The organism is Bradyrhizobium aeschynomenes (genome assembly GCF_013178945.1).
Lineage (GTDB): Bacteria > Pseudomonadota > Alphaproteobacteria > Rhizobiales > Xanthobacteraceae > Bradyrhizobium > Bradyrhizobium aeschynomenes.
The window spans coordinates 148,808-167,091 of the sequence record NZ_JABFDM010000003.1; the positions used below are offsets into that span (position 1 = coordinate 148,808).

General features: G+C 66.1%; 16 protein-coding genes. 10 read left to right on the forward strand and 6 right to left on the reverse strand.

What is annotated here, in order from left to right:
- Window positions 1-73: 73 nt before the first annotated feature.
- Window positions 74-1,216 carry a type III PLP-dependent enzyme gene (locus HL666_RS09670; RefSeq protein WP_172113199.1) on the reverse strand — a complete coding sequence of 381 codons (1,143 nt, stop codon included), beginning with the start codon at window positions 1,214-1,216 and terminating at the stop codon, window positions 74-76.
- Between the two features lie 676 nt (window positions 1,217-1,892).
- A complete protein-coding gene (locus HL666_RS09675) occupies window positions 1,893-2,153 on the reverse strand; it encodes a hypothetical protein (RefSeq protein ID WP_172113200.1) in 261 nt (86 codons plus the stop codon).
- A gap of 124 nt (window positions 2,154-2,277) precedes the next feature.
- On the opposite strand from HL666_RS09675, the gene HL666_RS09680 reads away from it, so the two are divergent.
- From HL666_RS09680 to HL666_RS09690, 3 genes are read left to right on the forward strand one after another with little or no spacing between them, the layout of a single operon-like run.
- Window positions 2,278-4,359 (forward strand): M3 family metallopeptidase, encoded by a 2,082-nt coding sequence (locus HL666_RS09680; RefSeq protein ID WP_172181141.1) that lies wholly within the window; start codon window positions 2,278-2,280, stop codon window positions 4,357-4,359.
- Window positions 4,360-4,369: 10 nt separating this feature from the next.
- Complete coding sequence (locus tag HL666_RS09685; protein ID WP_172113202.1) at window positions 4,370-5,005, forward strand: DUF1007 family protein; 636 nt, start codon at window positions 4,370-4,372, stop codon at window positions 5,003-5,005.
- On the forward strand, window positions 5,002-6,195 hold the full coding sequence (locus tag HL666_RS09690; RefSeq protein WP_172181143.1) for a nickel/cobalt transporter: 1,194 nt from the start codon (window positions 5,002-5,004) through the stop codon (window positions 6,193-6,195). The genes HL666_RS09685 and HL666_RS09690 overlap by 4 nt, the downstream gene beginning before the upstream one ends.
- A 290-nt stretch (window positions 6,196-6,485) precedes the next feature.
- Here the strand turns inward: HL666_RS09690 and shc are convergent, their stop codons facing one another.
- Together shc and HL666_RS09700 are read right to left on the reverse strand one after the other, a co-directional pair.
- Entirely contained in the window at window positions 6,486-8,540 is a 2,055-nt protein-coding gene (shc, locus tag HL666_RS09695) for a squalene--hopene cyclase (protein ID WP_172132203.1), read from the reverse strand.
- A gap of 207 nt (window positions 8,541-8,747) precedes the next feature.
- A complete protein-coding gene (locus tag HL666_RS09700) occupies window positions 8,748-9,155 on the reverse strand; it encodes an MAPEG family protein (protein ID WP_172113205.1) in 408 nt (135 codons plus the stop codon).
- Between the two features lie 95 nt (window positions 9,156-9,250).
- On the opposite strand from HL666_RS09700, the gene hemH reads away from it, so the two are divergent.
- From hemH to HL666_RS09715, 3 genes are all read left to right on the forward strand, one after another.
- Window positions 9,251-10,318 carry a ferrochelatase gene (gene hemH, locus HL666_RS09705; protein WP_172113206.1) on the forward strand — a complete coding sequence of 356 codons (1,068 nt, stop codon included), beginning with the start codon at window positions 9,251-9,253 and terminating at the stop codon, window positions 10,316-10,318.
- Window positions 10,319-10,506: 188 nt separating this feature from the next.
- A complete protein-coding gene (locus tag HL666_RS09710) occupies window positions 10,507-11,511 on the forward strand; it encodes an SPFH domain-containing protein (RefSeq protein WP_172181145.1) in 1,005 nt (334 codons plus the stop codon).
- 16 nt (window positions 11,512-11,527) lie between these two features.
- Entirely contained in the window at window positions 11,528-11,974 is a 447-nt protein-coding gene (locus HL666_RS09715; protein WP_172113208.1) for an NfeD family protein, read from the forward strand.
- 144 nt (window positions 11,975-12,118) lie between these two features.
- Here HL666_RS09715 and HL666_RS09720 read toward each other — a convergent pair whose 3' ends face one another.
- Complete coding sequence (locus HL666_RS09720) at window positions 12,119-13,825, reverse strand: outer membrane beta-barrel protein (RefSeq protein ID WP_172132206.1); 1,707 nt, start codon at window positions 13,823-13,825, stop codon at window positions 12,119-12,121.
- Between the two features lie 171 nt (window positions 13,826-13,996).
- Between HL666_RS09720 and HL666_RS09725 the strand changes: the two genes are divergently transcribed.
- Window positions 13,997-14,998 (forward strand): KpsF/GutQ family sugar-phosphate isomerase, encoded by a 1,002-nt coding sequence (locus tag HL666_RS09725; RefSeq protein WP_172181147.1) that lies wholly within the window; start codon window positions 13,997-13,999, stop codon window positions 14,996-14,998.
- A 5-nt stretch (window positions 14,999-15,003) separates the two neighbouring features.
- On the opposite strand, the gene HL666_RS09730 is transcribed toward HL666_RS09725, so the two are convergent.
- On the reverse strand, window positions 15,004-15,558 hold the full coding sequence (locus HL666_RS09730) for a carboxymuconolactone decarboxylase family protein (protein WP_172181149.1): 555 nt from the start codon (window positions 15,556-15,558) through the stop codon (window positions 15,004-15,006).
- Window positions 15,559-15,649: 91 nt separating this feature from the next.
- On the opposite strand from HL666_RS09730, the gene HL666_RS09735 reads away from it, so the two are divergent.
- The 3 genes from HL666_RS09735 (at window position 15,650) to HL666_RS09745 (ending at window position 17,697) form a co-directional block, all read left to right on the forward strand.
- Window positions 15,650-15,982: a winged helix-turn-helix transcriptional regulator gene (locus HL666_RS09735; protein ID WP_172181151.1), complete on the forward strand. Its 333-nt coding sequence runs from the start codon at window positions 15,650-15,652 to the stop codon at window positions 15,980-15,982.
- 81 nt (window positions 15,983-16,063) lie between these two features.
- Entirely contained in the window at window positions 16,064-16,879 is an 816-nt protein-coding gene (locus HL666_RS09740; protein ID WP_172181153.1) for an arylamine N-acetyltransferase family protein, read from the forward strand.
- A 2-nt stretch (window positions 16,880-16,881) separates the two neighbouring features.
- Window positions 16,882-17,697: an arylamine N-acetyltransferase family protein gene (locus tag HL666_RS09745; protein ID WP_172113214.1), complete on the forward strand. Its 816-nt coding sequence runs from the start codon at window positions 16,882-16,884 to the stop codon at window positions 17,695-17,697.
- Window positions 17,698-18,284: the final 587 nt, after the last annotated feature.

Here is an 18,284-nt window from a genome sequence, read left to right on the forward strand (position 1 = left end):
GAGGGTCGGGGTGGGGGACAGCCCCACCCGGGCTTTTTACCGCCTCACCGCGCGGGTGAGGCAGCAAGCCAAATCAGATGTGATACGTCTTCAGCGGCGGGATGCCGTTGAAGGCGACCGACGAGTAGGTCGACGTATAGGCCCCAGTTCCCTCGATCAGCACCTTGTCGCCGATCGAGAGCGTCACCGGCAGCGGATACGGCAGCTTCTCGTACATCACGTCGGCCGAATCGCAGGTCGGGCCGGCGAGCACGCACGGGGTCATCTCCGCGCCCTCATGCGGGGTACGGATGGCGTAGCGGATCGACTCGTCCATCGTCTCGGCGAGACCGCCGAACTTGCCGATGTCGAGATAGACCCAGCGCAGTTCGTCCTCGTCGCTCTTCTTCGAGATCAGCACCACTTCCGACTCGATGATCCCGGCATTTCCGACCATGCCGCGGCCCGGCTCGATGATCGTCTCCGGGATCTGGTTGCCGAAATGCTTGCGCAGCGCACGGAAGATCGAGCGGCCGTACTGCACGACCGGCGGCACGTCCTTCAGGTACTTGGTCGGGAAGCCCCCGCCCATGTTCACCATGGTCAGGTTGATGCCGCGCTCGGCGCAGTCACGGAACACCGTCGAGGCCATCGCCAGCGCGCGGTCCCACGCCTTCACCTTGCGCTGCTGCGAGCCGACATGGAACGAGATGCCGCACGGCTCCAGGCCCAGGCGCTTCGCCAGGTCCAGCACTTCCACAGCCATCTCCGGATCGCAGCCGAACTTGCGCGACAGCGGCCACTCGGCGCCGGCGCAATCGTACAGGATGCGGCAGAACACCTTCGCGCCGGGAGCGGCGCGCGAGATCTTCTCGACCTCGGCGGCGCAGTCGACGGCGAACAGGCGGATGCCGAGCGCGTAGGCGCGCGCGATATCCCGCTCCTTCTTGATGGTGTTGCCATAGGAGATGCGGTCCGGCGTCGCACCGGCGGCCAGCGCCATCTCGATCTCGGCGACGGTCGCCGTATCGAAGGACGAGCCGAGCGAGGCGAGCAGCGACAGCACTTCAGGCGCCGGGTTGGCCTTGACCGCGTAGAACACGCGGCTGTCCGGCAACGCCCGAGCGAAGTTCATGTAGTTGTCGCGCACGATCTCGAGGTCGACGACGAGACAGGGCTCGTGGTCCAGACCTTCCTCGCGGCGGTTGCGCAGGAATTCCCGGATACGTTCGGTCATAGCACCCTCCAAACGGCCCCAGCGACGAGGCCCGTTCAAAATGATCCCGACACGGGTGCCTTGGCGTTGCCGCCCGATGGAAAGGCGACAAAACCTCGAACCCGTAGCCGAATTGTGCTGCCGTGGATTGGTTGGGAATTTCCCGCCCGCACACCTGGCAATGAAGGACAAGCCTTTTCAGTAGCCCGCGCCGGCGTTGGACTGCCGGTAGAGACCAAAAAAGCCCGATCCGTCGTTGCTTTAAGTCGCGTCCCCCGTTGAGAGCGGGGTGCGCCGGTTCGCCTCCGGCTGCCAGTCACGGTTGCAAAAGACGAGGTGACCTTCAGCGGCATCTCTTGAGAGAGATGCTGGGCTCCTGGAGCATGCCGATCTCGATCATGATGATCTTTGATCGCAACGATCCGAGAACCCCTCGGTTCCTCATCCCTTGGCGGCTGTCCGGCCTCTTGTCCGGATACCTACCGACTGACACACGACCACAGGCACGTGCGAAATTGGGCAGAAGCGGAAATAGGGGTTTTGAATTTCGTTCGCAAGGGATTTTTCAGCGCCGGGAAAGATTTCCCTAATCTGTGCTTACGCGACACAGTCAGCGACGCCGGTGTCTGAACGAACGTTAAGCGAGCTTAAACTTTCGTAACGCGTTCACGCTTGCAGGACAGTGTTTTTACGCTGCTCACGCGCGCTTGGTGAAGGGCTCGATGCGCTGCGCGCCGCGGATGAAGCCGATCATCACGAACACGCCGATCGCGAACAGCACCGCCTGCAGGATGCGCGCGCCCTGGTCGCCGAGCCCGAACAGAATCGCGAGCGCCCAGCCGCCGGCAAAGGCCGCGCCGAACACCTCGGCGCCGATCAGGATCGCCGCCGAGATGACGGTGATCACGCTCGGCCAGGCGATCTGGCGGGCGGGCTTGGCGGTGTTGTCTGCGCTCATGGTCGGGGTCCTTTTGAGGGGCGCAATCTCTCCGAAAAGGCCCCGGCCTTCAAGGGGAAATGACCCAAAAAGGACCGTCTCCGTGGTAAGAGAGGCGACTGTTTGATCCGGGGAGCAAGAGCCGATGTCCGACACGACCGCCACGATCGACGCCCAGAGCAATCCGCTGCTCGTGGCCTGGGAGACCCCGCACCAGACACCGCCCTTCGACGCGATCAGGCCCGAGCATTTCCTGCCGGCCTTCGAGCGCGCCTTCGCTGATCACAGCGCTGAAATCACCGCGATTACGCATGATCCGGCCGAGCCGGATTTCGCCAACACCATCACGGCGCTGGAGCGCTCGGGCAAGCTGCTCTCGAAGGTTGCCGCGGTGTTCTACGATCTGGTTTCCGCCAACTCCAACCCGGCCATTCTGGAGATCGACAAGGATGTGTCGCTGCGGATGGCGCGGCACTGGAACCCGATCATGATGAACGCCGTGCTGTTTGGCCGCATCGCGCTGCTCTACGACAACCGCAAGGACCTCCACATCACGAGCGAGGAGCAGCGGCTGCTGGAGCGCACCTACACCCGCTTCCGCCGCGCCGGCGCCGGTCTTTCCGATGACGACAAGGTCCGAATGGCCGAGATCAACGAGAAGCTCGCGCAGCTCGGCACCACCTTCAGCCATCACGTGCTCGGCGACGAGCAGGACTGGTTCCTCGAGCTCGGCGAGGATGACCGCGCCGGCCTCTCCGAAAGCTTCGTCGCCGCCGCCAAGGCAGCCGCCGAGGAGCGCGGCAGGCCCGGCAAGGCGATCGTGACGCTGTCGCGCTCCTCGGTCGAGCCGTTCCTGCAGAGCTCCGCCCGCCGTGACCTGCGCGAGAAGGTGTTCAAGGCTTTCACCGCGCGCGGTGACAATGCCAATTCCAACGACAACAACGCCGTCATCGGCGAGATCCTGGCGCTGCGCGAGCAGGCCGCCAAGATCATGGGCTTTGCGAACTTTGCCGCCTATCGCCTGGAGGATTCCATGGCGAAGACGCCGGAGGCGGTGCGCGGCCTCTTGGAGCGGGTGTGGAAACCTGCTCGCGCCAAGGCGCTGGCCGATCGCGACCAGCTGCAGGCGATGATCACGGCCGAGGGCGGCAATTTCAAGCTCGAGGCCTGGGACTGGCGCTATTACGCCGAGAAGCTGCGCCAGGCGAAGGCGAATTTCGACGACGCCGCGATCAAGCCGTATCTCGCGCTCGACAACATGATCGCGGCGGCCTTCGACTGCGCCACGCGGCTGTTCGGCATCACCTTCGCCGAGCGCAAGGACGTTCCGGTCTGGCACCCGGACGTGCGCGTCTGGGAGATCTCGGACTCGCAGGGCCGCCACAAGGCGCTGTTCTATGGCGATTACTTCGCGCGGCCCTCGAAGCGCTCCGGCGCCTGGATGACCTCGCTGCGCGACCAGCAGAAGCTCGACGGCGATACCGCGCCCTTGATCATCAACGTCTGCAACTTTGCCAAGGGTGCCGACGGGCAGCCCTCGCTGCTGTCGCCGGATGACGCCCGCACGCTGTTCCACGAGTTCGGCCACGGCCTGCATGGCATCCTCTCCAACGTGACCTATCCCTCGCTGTCGGGCACCGCTGTCTTCACCGACTTCGTCGAGCTGCCGTCGCAGCTCTACGAGCATTGGCAGGAGCGCCCCGAGGTGCTGCAGACCTTCGCGCGCCACTACCAGACCGGCGAGCCGCTGCCGCAGGACCTGCTCGAGCGCTTCCTCGCGGCGCGCCGCTTCAATCAGGGCTTCGCCACCGTCGAGTTCGTCTCCTCGGCGCTGATCGATCTGGAGTTCCACACTCAGCCGGCCGCGGCCTCGAAGGACGTACGCGCCTTCGAGAAGGCCGAGATGGAGAAGATCGGCATGCCGCCCGAGATCGCGCTGCGTCACCGGCCGACCCAATTCGGCCACATCTTCTCGGGAGACCATTATGCGGCGGGCTACTACAGCTACATGTGGTCGGAGGTGATGGATGCGGATGCCTTCGGTGCCTTCGAGGAAGCCGGCAACATCTTCGATCCCGCGGTCGCCAAGCGGCTGCATGACAATGTCTACGCGTCGGGTGGCTCGGTCGATCCGGAAGCGGCTTACGTGGCGTTCCGCGGTCGCGAGCCGGAGCCTGACGCGCTGCTCCGCCGGCGCGGACTGCTCGATGTTCCCAAGGCGGCTTGAGGTGACGGTGATGGCGGTGTTTCGTGTCGTTCTCGCTGCGCTGACACTCGTGCTCGGCGCGAGCGCCGCGAGTGCTCATCCGCATGTCTGGGTCACCGCAACGAGCGAGCTGCTCTACGCGGCCGATGGCACGGTGACCGGCGTGCGCCACGCCTGGACGTTCGACGACATGTTCGCGACCTACGCGCTGCAGGGGCTCGAGACCAAGCAGAAGGGGGTCTACACCCGCGAGGAGCTGGCGCCGCTGGCGCAGACCAACGCCGAGTCGCTGAAGGAATATGCCTACTTCACCTTCATCAAGGCCGACGGCCGCAAGCAGAAGCTCGTGGACCCCGTCGACTACTATCTCGAATACAAGGACACCAAGCTGACCCTGCACTTCACGTTGCCGCTGAAAGCGCCGGTGAAGTCCAGCCAGCTCCAGGTCGAGGTGTACGATCCAAGCTATTTCATCGATTTCCAGATGGCGGAGAAGGATCCCGTCAAGCTGGTCAGCGCTCCCGCAGGCTGCAAGCTCGGCCTGGTGAGACCGAGCGACGGCGGCACCGTCGCGCAGACCATGAACGAACAGACATTCCTGAGCGGCGGGGCGAACGCCAATTTCGGAATGAACTTCGCCAACAAGATCTCAGTGGAATGTCCATGAACTCACTTCGCCCCAGTTCCCGACCGCTCCTGACCTGCGCCGCGATTCTCGTTGCGCTTCTCGCCGCCGACGCGGCTTCCCACGCGCTGCTCGCCAAGCCGCCGTTCGGCGCGCCGGCCGAGCCGCAGGTCGGCGGCATCGTCGGCTGGATCCTGGCGAAGCAGTCGGAGTTCTACCGCCAGATGTCCGGGGCGATCCGCTCGGCCAAGGAGGACGGCTCGGCGGTGTGGTGGCTGCTCGCGATCTCCTTCGCCTACGGCATCTTCCATGCGGCGGGCCCCGGCCACGGCAAGGCGGTCATCGCCTCCTATCTCGTCGCCAACCAGGAGACGGCGAAGCGCGGCATCGTGCTGTCGTTCGCCTCCGGTCTGATGCAGGCGCTGGTCGCGGTCGCCATCGTCGGTGTCGGCGCGGTGCTGCTCAACGCCACCGCGGCTAGCATGTGCAGCGCCGAGAAGGTGGTGGAGATCGCGAGCTACGGCCTGATCGCGCTGCTCGGTGCGCGGTTGGTATGGGTCAAGGGCGCGGCGTTCCTGCGCACGTGGCAGCCACCGGCTCCGGCGCTGGCGCTGGCTGGCGCGCCCGCGGGCGCGGTGCAGACGGGTCATGATCACGGCCATGCGCATGACCATCAGCATCGTGCGCCTCAGCATGATCATCACGGCCATGATCACCACGGCCACGACCGTCATGGCCATGATCATCACCACGGTCATGGTCATGCTCACACGCATGCCGCCGCGGCGCATGGTCACGCCGCGCATGATCACGTCCACCACGATCATGTTCATGGTGACGATTGCGGCTGCGGCCATTCGCATGGCCCGGCACCGAGCGAGCTCGCCGGGCCCGGGGGGTGGCAACGCGGCTTCCAGGCGATCTTCGCCGCCGGCATCCGACCCTGCTCGGGTGCGATCCTGGTGCTTGTGTTCGCGCTGGCGCAGGGCATGTTCTGGGCCGGCGTCGCCGCCACCATCGTGATGGGCATGGGCACGGCGATCACCGTCGCCACCATCGCGGTGCTCGCCGTCGCTGCCAAGGACATCGCCCGCCGCCTCAGCGCCGGCCGTGACGGCGGCGGCGCCCTGATCATGCGCGGCCTGGAATTCGGCGCGGCGGGTCTGGTGCTGTTGTTTGGCGTCGGATTGCTGTTCGGCTACATGGCGGCGGAACGGACGACCTGCTTCTGAGCGGGGTGCGCTCAGCCACTCCGCTTATGTCCAACACGCCCGCCGCGGCGTACTGGATGCCCCGCCTGCGCGGGGCATGACAGCGGAGTTTATGGCGCCGCTTGCGCAACACCTAACAGTGTCGTCCCGGCCTTGAGCCGGGACCCATACTCCGCGGCGGTTCTGATGCGCGAGCTAGGATTGACCCGCCTGCCTCAAACTGCTCCCTGTGACTATGGGTCCCGGCTCAAGGCCGGGACGACACCGAGAGGGAGGATGCAGCATCCAGGATGGCGGAGAGCTAATAGCGCCTACCCATGCCCCTGCGGCCGCAGCGCCCGGCCCAGCGCCATCAGCGGGAAGTAGTGGCGGTACATGCCGTAGCGAAGCATGAAGGCGCGGGAGAGCTCGGGGCCCTGCATCAGGCGCTCCTGCAAAGCCGGATCGTTCAGCTTGATGGTCTGGCCGACGCCGTAGCCGGGGAAGCCGGTGCCGGTGAATTCGGGCTCGTCCCAGGTACCGGCGGACTGGCGCTCGACCAGCCACATGCAGCCGCGCTCGATCGCCTCCTTGTCCTGGGGACGGTTGGCGGCGAGCAGGGCCATCAGCGCCCACGCCGTCTGCGACGCCGTCGTCGTGCCGCGGCCGACGGCGCTGACGTCCATGTAGGAGGCGCAGCTCTCGCCCCAGCCGCCATCAGCCTGTTGATTGGCGACCAGCCAGTCGCAGGCGCGGCCGATATAAGGCTGGGTCATGTCTTCGCCGATCGCGGCCAGCGCCGGCAGCACCGCGCCGGTGCCGTAGACGTAGTTGACGCCCCAGCGGCCGAACCATGGGCCGCTCGGCTCCTGCTCCCGTCGGATATAGTCCAGCGCCTGCACCATCGACGGATGGCTGCGCGAGATGCCGAGCTTGCCGAACGCCTCGACGATATGCGCGGTGACGTCCACCGAGGGCGGATCGAGCGCCTCGCCGTAATCGCAGAACGGAATCTTGGTCAGGATCTGCTGGTTGTTGTCCTTGTCGAACGCGCCCCAGCCGCCGCCCCGGCTCTGCATGCCGATCAGCCAGTCGACGCCGAGCTGGATCGCCTCGTCGATGCCCTTGGCCTTCCACTTGGGATCATGGCGCAGCGGGGCCAACGCAATCAGCGCCACGGCGGTGTCGTCCGTGTCGGGATAGGAGTTGTTGGCGTATTCGAAGGCCCAGCCGCCGGGCTTGACGTGCGGCAGCTTCATCGACCAGTCGCCGGGCACGCGCACCTGGCGGTCGAGCACCCAGTTGACCGCCTTGTCGACGGCCTCGGGATAGTCGCCGAGCACGCCGGCATCGTCGAAGGCCAGCAAAGTGAGGATCGTGTCCCACACCGGGCTGTTCGTCGCCTGGATAAAGGTTGCGTCGCCGACGTCGACGCGCCAGCCCGGGTCGTTCAGCGCATCGAGCCCCTTGGCGAGCACGGGATGATTGAGCGGATAGCCTTCCGTGTACAGCGCCATCAGGCCGTAGATCCAGGGCGGCTGGATGCCGCCCCAGGCGCCGTCGAAATCCTGGTGGCGGATCATCCATTCCAGCACGCGGCTGGTCGCGGCGGGGCGGAACAGACCCAGATTCAGTTTATTGCCGAGGTTCTGCAGCGCATGCAGCACCTTGTCAGCGCCGCGGAAGAACTTGTCCCAGCCGCCGGCATTGGCCTTGACCGGCAGCTCGTAGTCGAAGGCGTGGCGGCCGCGCGGAAACAGCGCGTCGAGCCGGTTCTCCGGCGGCAGCGGCCGGCTCGGCCGCTTGGCCGAGAGCACGGCGATCGGCATCAAAGTGGCGCGCGCCCATTGTGCGAAATTGTAGATCGAGAACGGAAACCAGAGCGGAAACCAGATCACCTCGGGCGGGATATTCGGCGTCTTCTCCCACGGCCATTCGCCGATCAGCGCCAGCCAGTAGCGCGTGAAGACGCGGATGTTGCGCAAGCCGCCCTTGGCCTCGATCCACTCACGGGCCCGGCGCACCGGCGGCTCGTCATCGCGGAAGCCGAGCGAGCGGAGCGCGGCATAGGCCTCGACCGTCGCATTGATGTCGCCATTCGGCGCGCCGAAATAGACCTGCCAGGCGCCATCCGGTCGCTGGGTGTCGAGCAGCGACTGGCCCAGGCGCTTGCGCAGGGGATGGTCCTCGAGCCCCAGGAACCACAGCGCCAGGCACCATTGCGCCTCCATGCAGGCGTTGGACTCGGCGCGGCCGACCCAATGGCCGTCCGGCTTCTGGTTGGCGATCAGCCAGTCCGACGCCGCCCGCACCGTGGATTGCAGGGCGGTCTGGTAGTTTCCCGGGTCGCGCGGCGCGCGCGCGGAGGCCGAGCTGGTCAAAGTCATCACAAGTCCTCTGGCGGCCTCACAGCGCCGCGGCAGCAGTCGAATTCATCCCGCCCTATAGGGAATTTCGCCGCCAAATCCAATCAACTGGCCGTAGCCTGCGGATCAAACAAGAAACGAAAGGCGTACAGACGGCGGTCTTCCGCGGTCGTGGTTAGCACCCCCGCGGGGATGAGGATGTGACGACCCTCACGTCCGGCGGCGGGCTCAGCCCGGCAGGTAGGTGCGCAGCAAAGGGAGAAAAAAGATCCCGGTCGTGATCAGGAAGCCGATCGCCCACAGGATCGAGCGCAGCGAGGGCCGGTCGCCGATATAGGTCAGCACGTAGGCCACCCGCACGATCACGAACAGCACCGACAGCTCGTCGGTCAGGTTCTGCGGCGCGGCGCGGAACTCCGCCAGCAGCACGGCGGCGGCGAAGAACGGGAACGCCTCGATGCCGTTCTGGTGGGCGCCCAGCGCCCGCTCGCGGATGCCGCCGGCATAAAAGGCGGGATTCCTGGGCCGCGCATTGTCATAGCGTCCGGCGCCGTCGACGCTGATCCATTTCGCCGGCACGATCGTTACGAGGTAGAGCATTACGCTGGCGAAAATGCATAGCTCAGCAATCGTCATGGCTCCTCCAGCCCGATGACATCGGTGAAATGGCCCTTATCTTGACAATGTCGAAACAAGCCGCCAAGCCACGCCCTTCACCAGTTACGGGCATCATGACCGCCGCCATCTCTCTCGACAATGCCAGGCCTGTCGAAGTCAGGCCCGTCGATGCGAAGCCGTCGCCCGCCGCGAGCACGGCGCGGGTCGGCGTGCTGCTCGTCAATCTCGGCACGCCCGATACGGCCGACGCCGCCGGCGTGCGGGTATATCTCAAGGAGTTTCTGTCCGACCGGCGCGTGATCGAGGACCAGGGGCTGTTGTGGAAGATCATCCTCAACGGCATCATCCTCAATGTCCGGCCGCGCAAGAAGGCGAAAGACTACCAGTCGATCTGGAACACCGAGAAGAACGAATCGCCGCTGAAGACGATCACGCGCGCGCAGAGCGAGAAGCTCGCGGCAAGCATGGCCGAGCGCAGCCATGTCATCGTCGACTGGGCGATGCGTTACGGCAATCCGTCGATCAAGGCCGGCGTCGACGGCCTGATGGCCAAAGGATGTGACCGAATCCTGGTGGTGCCGCTGTATCCGCAATACTCGGCCGCGACCTCGGCGACCGTCTGCGACGAGGCGTTCCGCGTGCTGACCGAGCTGCGGGCGCAGCCGACGCTGCGGGTGACGCCGCCCTATTACAACGACGATTTCTACATCGAGGCGCTGGCGGTCTCGATCGAGGAGCACCTCAAGACGCTGTCGTACACGCCCGAGCTCATCGTGGCCTCGTTCCACGGCATGCCCAAGGAATATGTCGACAAGGGCGATCCCTATCGCGAGCAGTGCGTCGCGACCACCGAACTGCTGCGCAAGCGGCTCGGCATGGACGACACCAAGCTGCTCCTGACCTTCCAGTCGCGCTTCGGCTTCTCGGAGTGGCTGCAGCCCTACACCGACAAGACCATCGAGAAGCTCGCCAAGGACGGCGTCAAGCGCATCGCCGTGGTCATGCCGGGCTTCTCGGCGGACTGCCTGGAGACGCTGGAGGAGATCTCCGGCGAGAACTGCGAGATCTTCAAGCACAATGGCGGCGAGGAATTCTCCGCGGTGCCGTGCCTGAACGACAGCGCGCCGGGCATGGAGGTGCTGCGGCAACTGGTGCTGCGCGAGCTGCAGGGTTGGCTGTGACCCGCGGCCGGTATTGCCGGCCCTCTAGGTAAGCTGCGCGTCCGGACAAGGTTAACGGCCGCGCGGCCGTCGAAAATATCTTCCTGAACCGCGCCCATCGGACCCCCGACAAAATCATGCGGCAATCCCTAGATGGTGATGGCTGCAGAGGCTGGTGAGGAGACCACGTCTCCTCCCTTGGAGGATCCATGAGCGGTTTCGACATTTTCGCCATAGCGCTGGTGCTTCTGGTCATCTTCACCCTGTATTCCGGCGTGAAGACGGTGCCGCAGGGCTTCGACTGGACCGTGGAGCGGTTCGGCAAATACACCCGCACCCTGTCGCCGGGCCTCAACATCATCGTGCCGTTCTTCGACCGCATCGGGCGCAAGATCAACATGATGGAGCAGGTGATCGACATCCCCGAGCAGGAGGTGATCACCAAGGACAACGCCACCGTGACGGTGGACGGCGTCGCCTTCTACCAGGTGTTCGACGCCGCCAAGGCGAGCTACGAGGTCTCGAACCTCAACCAGGCGATCATCACGCTGACGATGACCAACATCCGCTCGGTGATGGGCTCGATGGACCTCGACCAGGTGCTGTCGCATCGCGACGAGATCAACGAGCGGCTGCTGCGCGTCGTCGACGCCGCGGTGTCGCCATGGGGTCTCAAGGTCAACCGCATCGAGATCAAGGACATCGTGCCGCCGGCCGATCTCGTCGAGGCGATGGGCCGGCAGATGAAGGCCGAGCGCGTCAAGCGCGCCGACATCCTGCAGGCCGAGGGCCAGCGCCAGTCGGAGATTTTGCGCGCGGAAGGCGCCAAGCAGAGCCAGATCCTGCAGGCGGAAGGCCGGCGGCAGTCGGCTTTCCTCGACGCGGAGGCGCGCGAACGCGCGGCGGAGGCCGAGGCCAAGGCGACGCAGATGGTGTCGGACGCGATCGGCAAGGGCGACGTCGCGGCGCTGAACTACTTCATCGCCGACAAATACATCAAGGCGTTCGGCCAGCTCGCGGACTCGCCGAACCAGAAGGTGATCATGCTGCCGCTGGAGGCGACGGGCATGCTGGCCTCGCTCGCCGGCATCGGCGAGATCGCCAAGGCGACGTTCGGCGAGAGCTCAGCCACGGCGGTCGCTGCCGCGCGCCGCGGCGGATCGGTGCCATCGGCGGGAACGCCGCCGAAGCCGCCCGTGCCGCCGCAGGCCTGAGGCGGGGGAGGTCATCATGAGCGAGATGTTCGTGACGCTCGGTACCTGGAACTGGCTGATCTTCGGCGTCATCCTGATGGCGCTGGAGCTGCTCGCGCCGGGCATCTTCCTGATCTGGCTCGGGCTCGCCGCACTGCTGGTCGGCCTGCTGTCATTTGCGTTTGCGCCGGGATGGCAGCTGCAGATCCTACTGTTCGCGCTGTTCTCGATCGCTGCCGTACCGTTGTGGCGGCGCCTCGCACGCGCCAACGCCGCGCCGTCGCGGGACAACCCGTTCCTCAACCGCCGCTCGGCGGCGCTGGTCGGGCGTGAGTTCACGCTGGAGAAGCCGATCATCGACGGCAACGGCACGGTACGCATCGACGACACGGTGTGGCGCGTCGCCGGACCGGACACGCCCGCCGGCAGCCGCGTGCGGATCGTGCAGGCGGATGGTGCGCATCTGACTGTGACGGCGGCGTAGGTGTGCGGGCGGTGTTGCTTGATTGAAGCGACGCTCCAACCGCGTCATTGCGAGCGTAGCGAAGCAATCCAGGGCGTCACGTGCGGCCCTGGATTGCTTCGTCGCTTCGCTCCTCGCAATGACGGGGAGAGAGAGGGCGGGGGCTCAGTTCTGCAGCCTCACACCCAGCATCACCACCGTCCCCGACGACGCCGCACCTGAAATGTTCGAATCCAGCTTGTCGTAGCGCAGCGTGCCCTTGACCCACAGGCTGCGCGTCATCTTGTAGACGAGGTTGCCCTCGGCCGAATACGTCCGGTCGTTGCGGCCGTAGCCTTGATAGTCGAGCGTGCCGAAGGTGAACTTGCCGATGCCGGTCAGCCAGCGGCGGAAGTCGTGGTCGACCTGCACGGTGTAGGTGCGGATCAGCACGCCGGAGGCGCCGGCGACGGTGGTCTCGGCGACCTGGGTATCGGAGAAGAACCGCGCCGTCGTCAGCGGCGTCGCCGACCACACCAGCGAGGCCGTGGTGAGGAAGCCCTGCAGCCGGTTGAGCCGCGGGTCGGTGTAGCTGCGCGTGGCGTAGCCGAGCGAGAGCTCACCGGTCAGAAGCCGGGTGAACTCGAATGAGGTGCCGGCCTTGGCATAGCCGCCAGCGGAATCGCGCTGATAGAAGGAGCGGTCGAACTGCTGGTCGTAGGTGCGGGTGTTGCCCTGGACCTCCGCAAACGGCTTGAGGCCGGGCGTGACCTCGTAGGACACCCGGCCGATGCCGCCGAACTGGTTGTAGTTGCGGTCGTCGTTCGACGTCATCGTGCCGTCGGTCAGCTTGCTCTGCTGATAGCTGGTGCGGTCGGCGGTGGCGCCGGCCGAGATCTGCAGCCGGTTGAAGCGCTGGTCGAAGCCCACGGTGGTGCCGAGTGTGGTGTAGACCGGATAACGGGCCAGCCCGGCTTGCACGCTCGGGCTGCCGGGATTGTCGGTCGCGGCACGCAAGCGAAGCTGGGCTCCGACCGAGGTGTCGCGCGTCACGTCGAGGCGGCCGTCGACATGACCGGTGAAGTCGGGGCGGTCGAGCGTGGTCGGCGCCGAATTGATGCCGCCATCCATCGTGGCCGGCAGGGTGCTGCCATAGCCGGTGAATGAGCCGCGCAAATCGGCGACGAGGGCATGGCGCTCCCAGTTCGATACCGCCAGGAACTCCGGCGCGATCATCCACGCCGGCATGCCGCGCGGTTTGGCGAGCCGGGCCGGATTGCTGTCGTAGCCGGCCGACAGCTCGACGGCGCCCTTGATGAGGAACGGGCCGGCATAGTCGCCGACCGCGCCGAACGGATCGTCATCGATCCTGAGCCGCTTGCGCGGTGGCTGGCCGGGCACCGTGCCCGCGATGGCGGCGGGGACCGGCTGCCGGTTGGCGAAGGCCGAGGGCGGTAAAGTCGGGCGCAACTGCCCGGTCAGCTCGCCCGACGGCCGGGTGCCAGGGCCCGGGGCCGGCTTCGGCCGCGCCTGGGCGGGATAGTATTTTGGCTTCCTGCGGGTGCGGTTCAGCGAATCATAGCCCACATCGGCGGCGCCGCTGGCGGCGGGCACGTCAGGCAGAGGAACCCGTGTCTGGCGCGCTGGAGAGCTCACGGGAGGAGGCGTGGCCGGCAGACCCGGCGTCGGAACGGCATCCGACAGGCCGCTCACGGCCGTCCGCCGCAGCGGCGAGTCCTGGGGGGCCAGAAAGCCGTCGCGCACCGGGCGGAACGCATCGATGGTCTGGGCTCCGGCCGTTTCGGTACCGACAGCGCCGAGCAGCAGGCAGGCGGCGGAGGCGCCGCGCCACATCGCGCGCCTCGCGCGGCCGCTGTCAGGCCTCCACCCCACGATGAAAATACTCCAACAAAATCAATTGCGTCGTCGGGACGTCCCGCGCCGCCGGCAAACCGCGTCGTTAAGGGAGTAAAAACAAATATGGTTAATGGGCTGTTGATGACGCCTTGCCGCCTTACCCATGCTAAAGAGCGGCGCCTGACTGTCTCAGCCTTGGAAGCGCGAATGCCGAGATCGAAGCCGTTGACCGATACGTCTCCCGCCAACGCGGACATTCAATCGGCGCTGCGAACGCTGGACGCCGGCAGCAACGGCATTGCCGCAATCTCCGCAGCCTTGCGCGGGCCTCTCGGGCCAGCCTTCGCCGCCGCCGTCGAGCTGATCCGCCAGGCCAAGGGCCGCGCGATCCTCACCGGGCTCGGCAAGTCCGGCCACGTGGCGCGCAAGATGGCCGCGACCCTGGCCTCGACCGGCACGCCGGCCTTCTTCGTCCATTCCGCCGAGGCCGGCCATGGCGACCTCGGCATGATCACCTCGGACGATGTCGTCATCGCGCTGTCCTGGTCCGGCGAGCAGCCGGAGATGAAGACGCTGGTCAACTACACCAAGCGCTTCGCCATCCCGATGATCGCGATCACCTCCAACGCGCAGTCGTCGCTCGGGCAGGCCGCCCGCATCGTGCTGGAGCTGCCGAAGGCGCGCGAGGCCTGTCCGCATAATCTGGCGCCGACCACCTCCACGCTGATGCAGGCGGCGATCGGTGATGCGCTGGCGATCGCGCTGCTCGAGGGCCGCGGCTTCACCGCGCTCGAATTCGCCAACTTCCATCCGGGCGGCAAGCTTGGCGCCATGCTCAAGCACATCTCGGATCTGATGCGCTCCGGCGACGCCGTGCCGCTGAAACCGTTGGGCACCGGCATGGCCGATGCGCTGGAGGAGATGTCGGCCAAGGGGCTGGGCTGCGTTATCATCGTCGATGGCCGCGGCCATGTCGCTGGCATCATCACCGACGGCGATCTGCGCCGGAAGATGCGGTCCGACCTATTGTCCGTTTCGGTCGACGAGATCATGACCGCCAACCCGCGCACCGTGCGCCGCGAGGCGCTGGCCTCCGAGGCGCTGGAGATCCTGAACTCCGCCAAGATCACGACCCTGATCGTGACCGACGGCGCCAAGCCCGTCGGCATCCTGCACATGCACGACCTGCTGCGCGCCGGGGTGGCGTGATCGTCTCAGCCGGTCCCGGCCGCGCGCGGAAAGCGTGCCGCGCCTGACTCCAGCGGCAATCCGAGCGCGTTGGCGAGACAGGAGACCGTGCGGTAGAAGCCGCAGAGCAGGATGATCTCCAGCACCTGGTCTTCCGCGTAGCAGGCTCTCAAACCGGCAAACTCGATCTCGCTCAGGGTCGCGCGCGCATGCAGCGCGTCCACCGCTGCGATCAGCGTCTGCTCCTGCTCCGACCAGCATGGCGCGTCCGCCGCGCTCAGCACAGTGGCTTCGATCTGTTGCGGCGATAGCTGCGCCGCGGCGGCAAAGGTTGCGACGTGGACGCCCCATTCGTATTCGCAGGCATTGAGTGCGCAGGTCCGGTCGATGACGATCTCGCGGTCGCGCAGCGACAGCGGCCCGCGATCCAGCAGGCTGCCGCCGCGAAATTTGCTCCACGCGCGCGCATGGCCGGCCATGACCCGGAACAGCATCAAGGGCGGCGCGCCACGCATGATCTGGTCGAACTGCGTCTGGATATCGGCCGGGTAGGGCGGCTGCAGGGCGCCGAGGCGTGGCATGGTGGCGTCTCTCCGGATCACATGCTACAGATTCTGTAGCGCAATGCTACGCTTTCTGTAGCGATTGGCAAGACCCCGGGAGGATCACGGAATGACTGGCGTCACCAAGCCGCGTCGCGTGCGCGGCTCGCGCACGGGCCGACCGATCATGGCGCTGCTCGATCTGCTCGGCCGCCGCTGGTCGCTGCGCATCCTGTGGGAGCTCCGGCAGGGCGAGCTCACGTCGCGCGCGCTGCGGGCGGCCTGCGATGATGCGTCTCCGACCGTGCTGCAGAGCCGGCTGGACGAGCTGCGCGATGCCGGCTTTCTCCAACTGGGGGGCGACGGCTATGGGCTGACGCCGCTCGGGCGGGAGCTCCTCGAGACTTTCCTGCCGCTGCATCGCTTCTCCGAACGCTGGCGCAAACAGGTGGATGAGCGGTAGGCAGGGCCACCATGCTCGTGTCCGGCTGTCTGCCCGCGGCGGCCCGTGCTATGGCTCCGGCGACGATGGAAAGACGGGGCGATGCCTGACCAATTCGATCTCGACAAATACCTCGCGCGCATCGGCTATCGCGGGCCGCTGACGCCGAGCTTCGACACGCTGGCCGGATTGCAGGCGGCGCATGTCGATGCGATCGCGTTCGAAGGCATTGATCCGCTGCTCGGCCGGCCCGTGAACATCGATCTCACCTCGGTGCAGGCCAAGATCGTCGACGGCCGCCGCGGCGGCTATTGCTTCGAGCAGAATACGTTGCTCAAGGCGGCGCTGGAGGCGATCGGCTTTGCGGTGACGCCGCTGTCGGCGCGGGTGCGCTGGCGGCTCGATGCCGATGCGCCGCTGACGCCGCGCACGCATATGATGCTGAAGGTCGACCTGCCGGACGGCCCCTATCTCGCCGATGTCGGTTTCGGCTCCTGCCTGCTCGACACGCCGCTGCGGATGGTGCCGGACGTGGAGCAGGCCACGGCCATGGGCACGTTCCGCCTGACGATCTCCGACGGCCTTCATTGGCTCGCGGCGAAGCAGCCGGCCGGCTGGCGCATGATGTACGTCTTCGACCTCATCCCGCAGATCCATGCCGATTATGTGCTCGGCAACTGGTTCACCTCGACCAGCCCACTGACGCCGTTCACCTCGATGCTGATCCTGGAGCGGCTCACGCGCGACGTACGCTACAAGCTGGTCAACCGCCGCCTGGTGACCGAGGCGCGCGACGGCGAGATCGTCAGCGAACGCATCATCGAAACGCCGGACGCGCTGGGCAGCGTCGTCGAGGATCTGTTTGGTGTCTCGCTCCCGGTGCCGGTCAACGAGGTCTGGGCGCGGATCGAGAGCTGAGCATGGAAAATGGCTTTGAGCTGGACTCCTATCTCGCCCGCATCGGCTATTCCGGTCCGCTGACACCGGATCTCGCGACGCTCACGGCGCTCCAGGCGGCGCATGTCGACGCAATCCCGTTCGAGGCGCTCGATCCGCTGCTGGGTCGTCCGGTCCACGTCGATCTGCCGTCGGTGCAGCAGAAGCTCGTTCTCAGCCGGCGCGGTGGCTACTGCTTCGAGCAGAGCGTGCTGTTCCAGGCCGTGCTGCAGGCGATCGGGTTCAGCGTCACGGGGCTGACCGGCCGGGTGCGGTGGCGCTCGGCGCCAACCGATCCTCTCGGGCCACGGCAGCACATGATGCTGCTGGTCGAGCTCGATGGCCGCCCCTACATCGCCGATGTCGGCTTCGGCATCTGCATGATGGACGCGCCGATCCGGCTCGAGGTCGGCCACGAGCAGCAGACTGGGATGGGCACCTTTCGTATCGGCCAATGGAACGGGCTCACCACGATCAGCGCGAAGCAGCCGACGGGGTGGCGCATGATGTACGCGTTCGACCTGGTGCCGCAGATCCATGCCGACTACGTGCTCGGCAGCTGGTACACCTCGACCAATCCGACCGTGCCGATCACGACGACCTTGATGATGGAGCGGGTGACGCGCGATGTGCGGCACAAGCTGGTCAACCGCCGCTGCACCGTCGAGGCGCGCAACGGCGAAGTGATCGCGGAGCACATGATCGAGAGCGCCGAAGAGCTCGGCCGGCATATCGATGAGGTCTTCCGGATCACGCCACCCGTGTCGGCTGAAGAGCTCTGGGCGCGGACGACGAGCTGATCGCGCGGCATCGTGCGCGATGTTCGGACGTGCCTCCCAATCGCTCGCGCGCGCCAAGCCGAGTATGGAACTTTTCGCATGGATGTACCGCATTTGAGGGGAATGCCGAGCCGGGCATTTGGCTTATCTTAAGAGTCGCACCCTTAGGTTGCGGGAACCTGAGGGGCTCGCGGCGTCCAGCCGTCTATCGATGGGGAACGTCCAGCATGACTGACATCGGAATGCACGCGACGCGATCAATCCTGCTGAACACCTCGGAGCAGAGCTGTCACCGCCGCGCGCGGCCTCACCCCTCCTGACATCAGAGCCGCGATGCGGCTCATCCGAGCTGGCCTCCCGGCCAGGACGGGTGGGGGCTTCACGGTGAAACGTCGACTCTGACGCTTCGACGCTCATCCGAATCGATCATGAGACCACGGCCCGACCTGCCACTTCGGGCTGCGCGGAGACTCATGTCGAGCAAGCCCCCACCCATTTTTGCTTCGCCGTCTTAAGTAGATCCGGACTCAGCCGCGAAGACACTGCGCCCCCCTCTCCGCAAGGTGGAGGGGAGCGCAGCGCGAGTGCGGTCAGCAGCTGGATTTCAA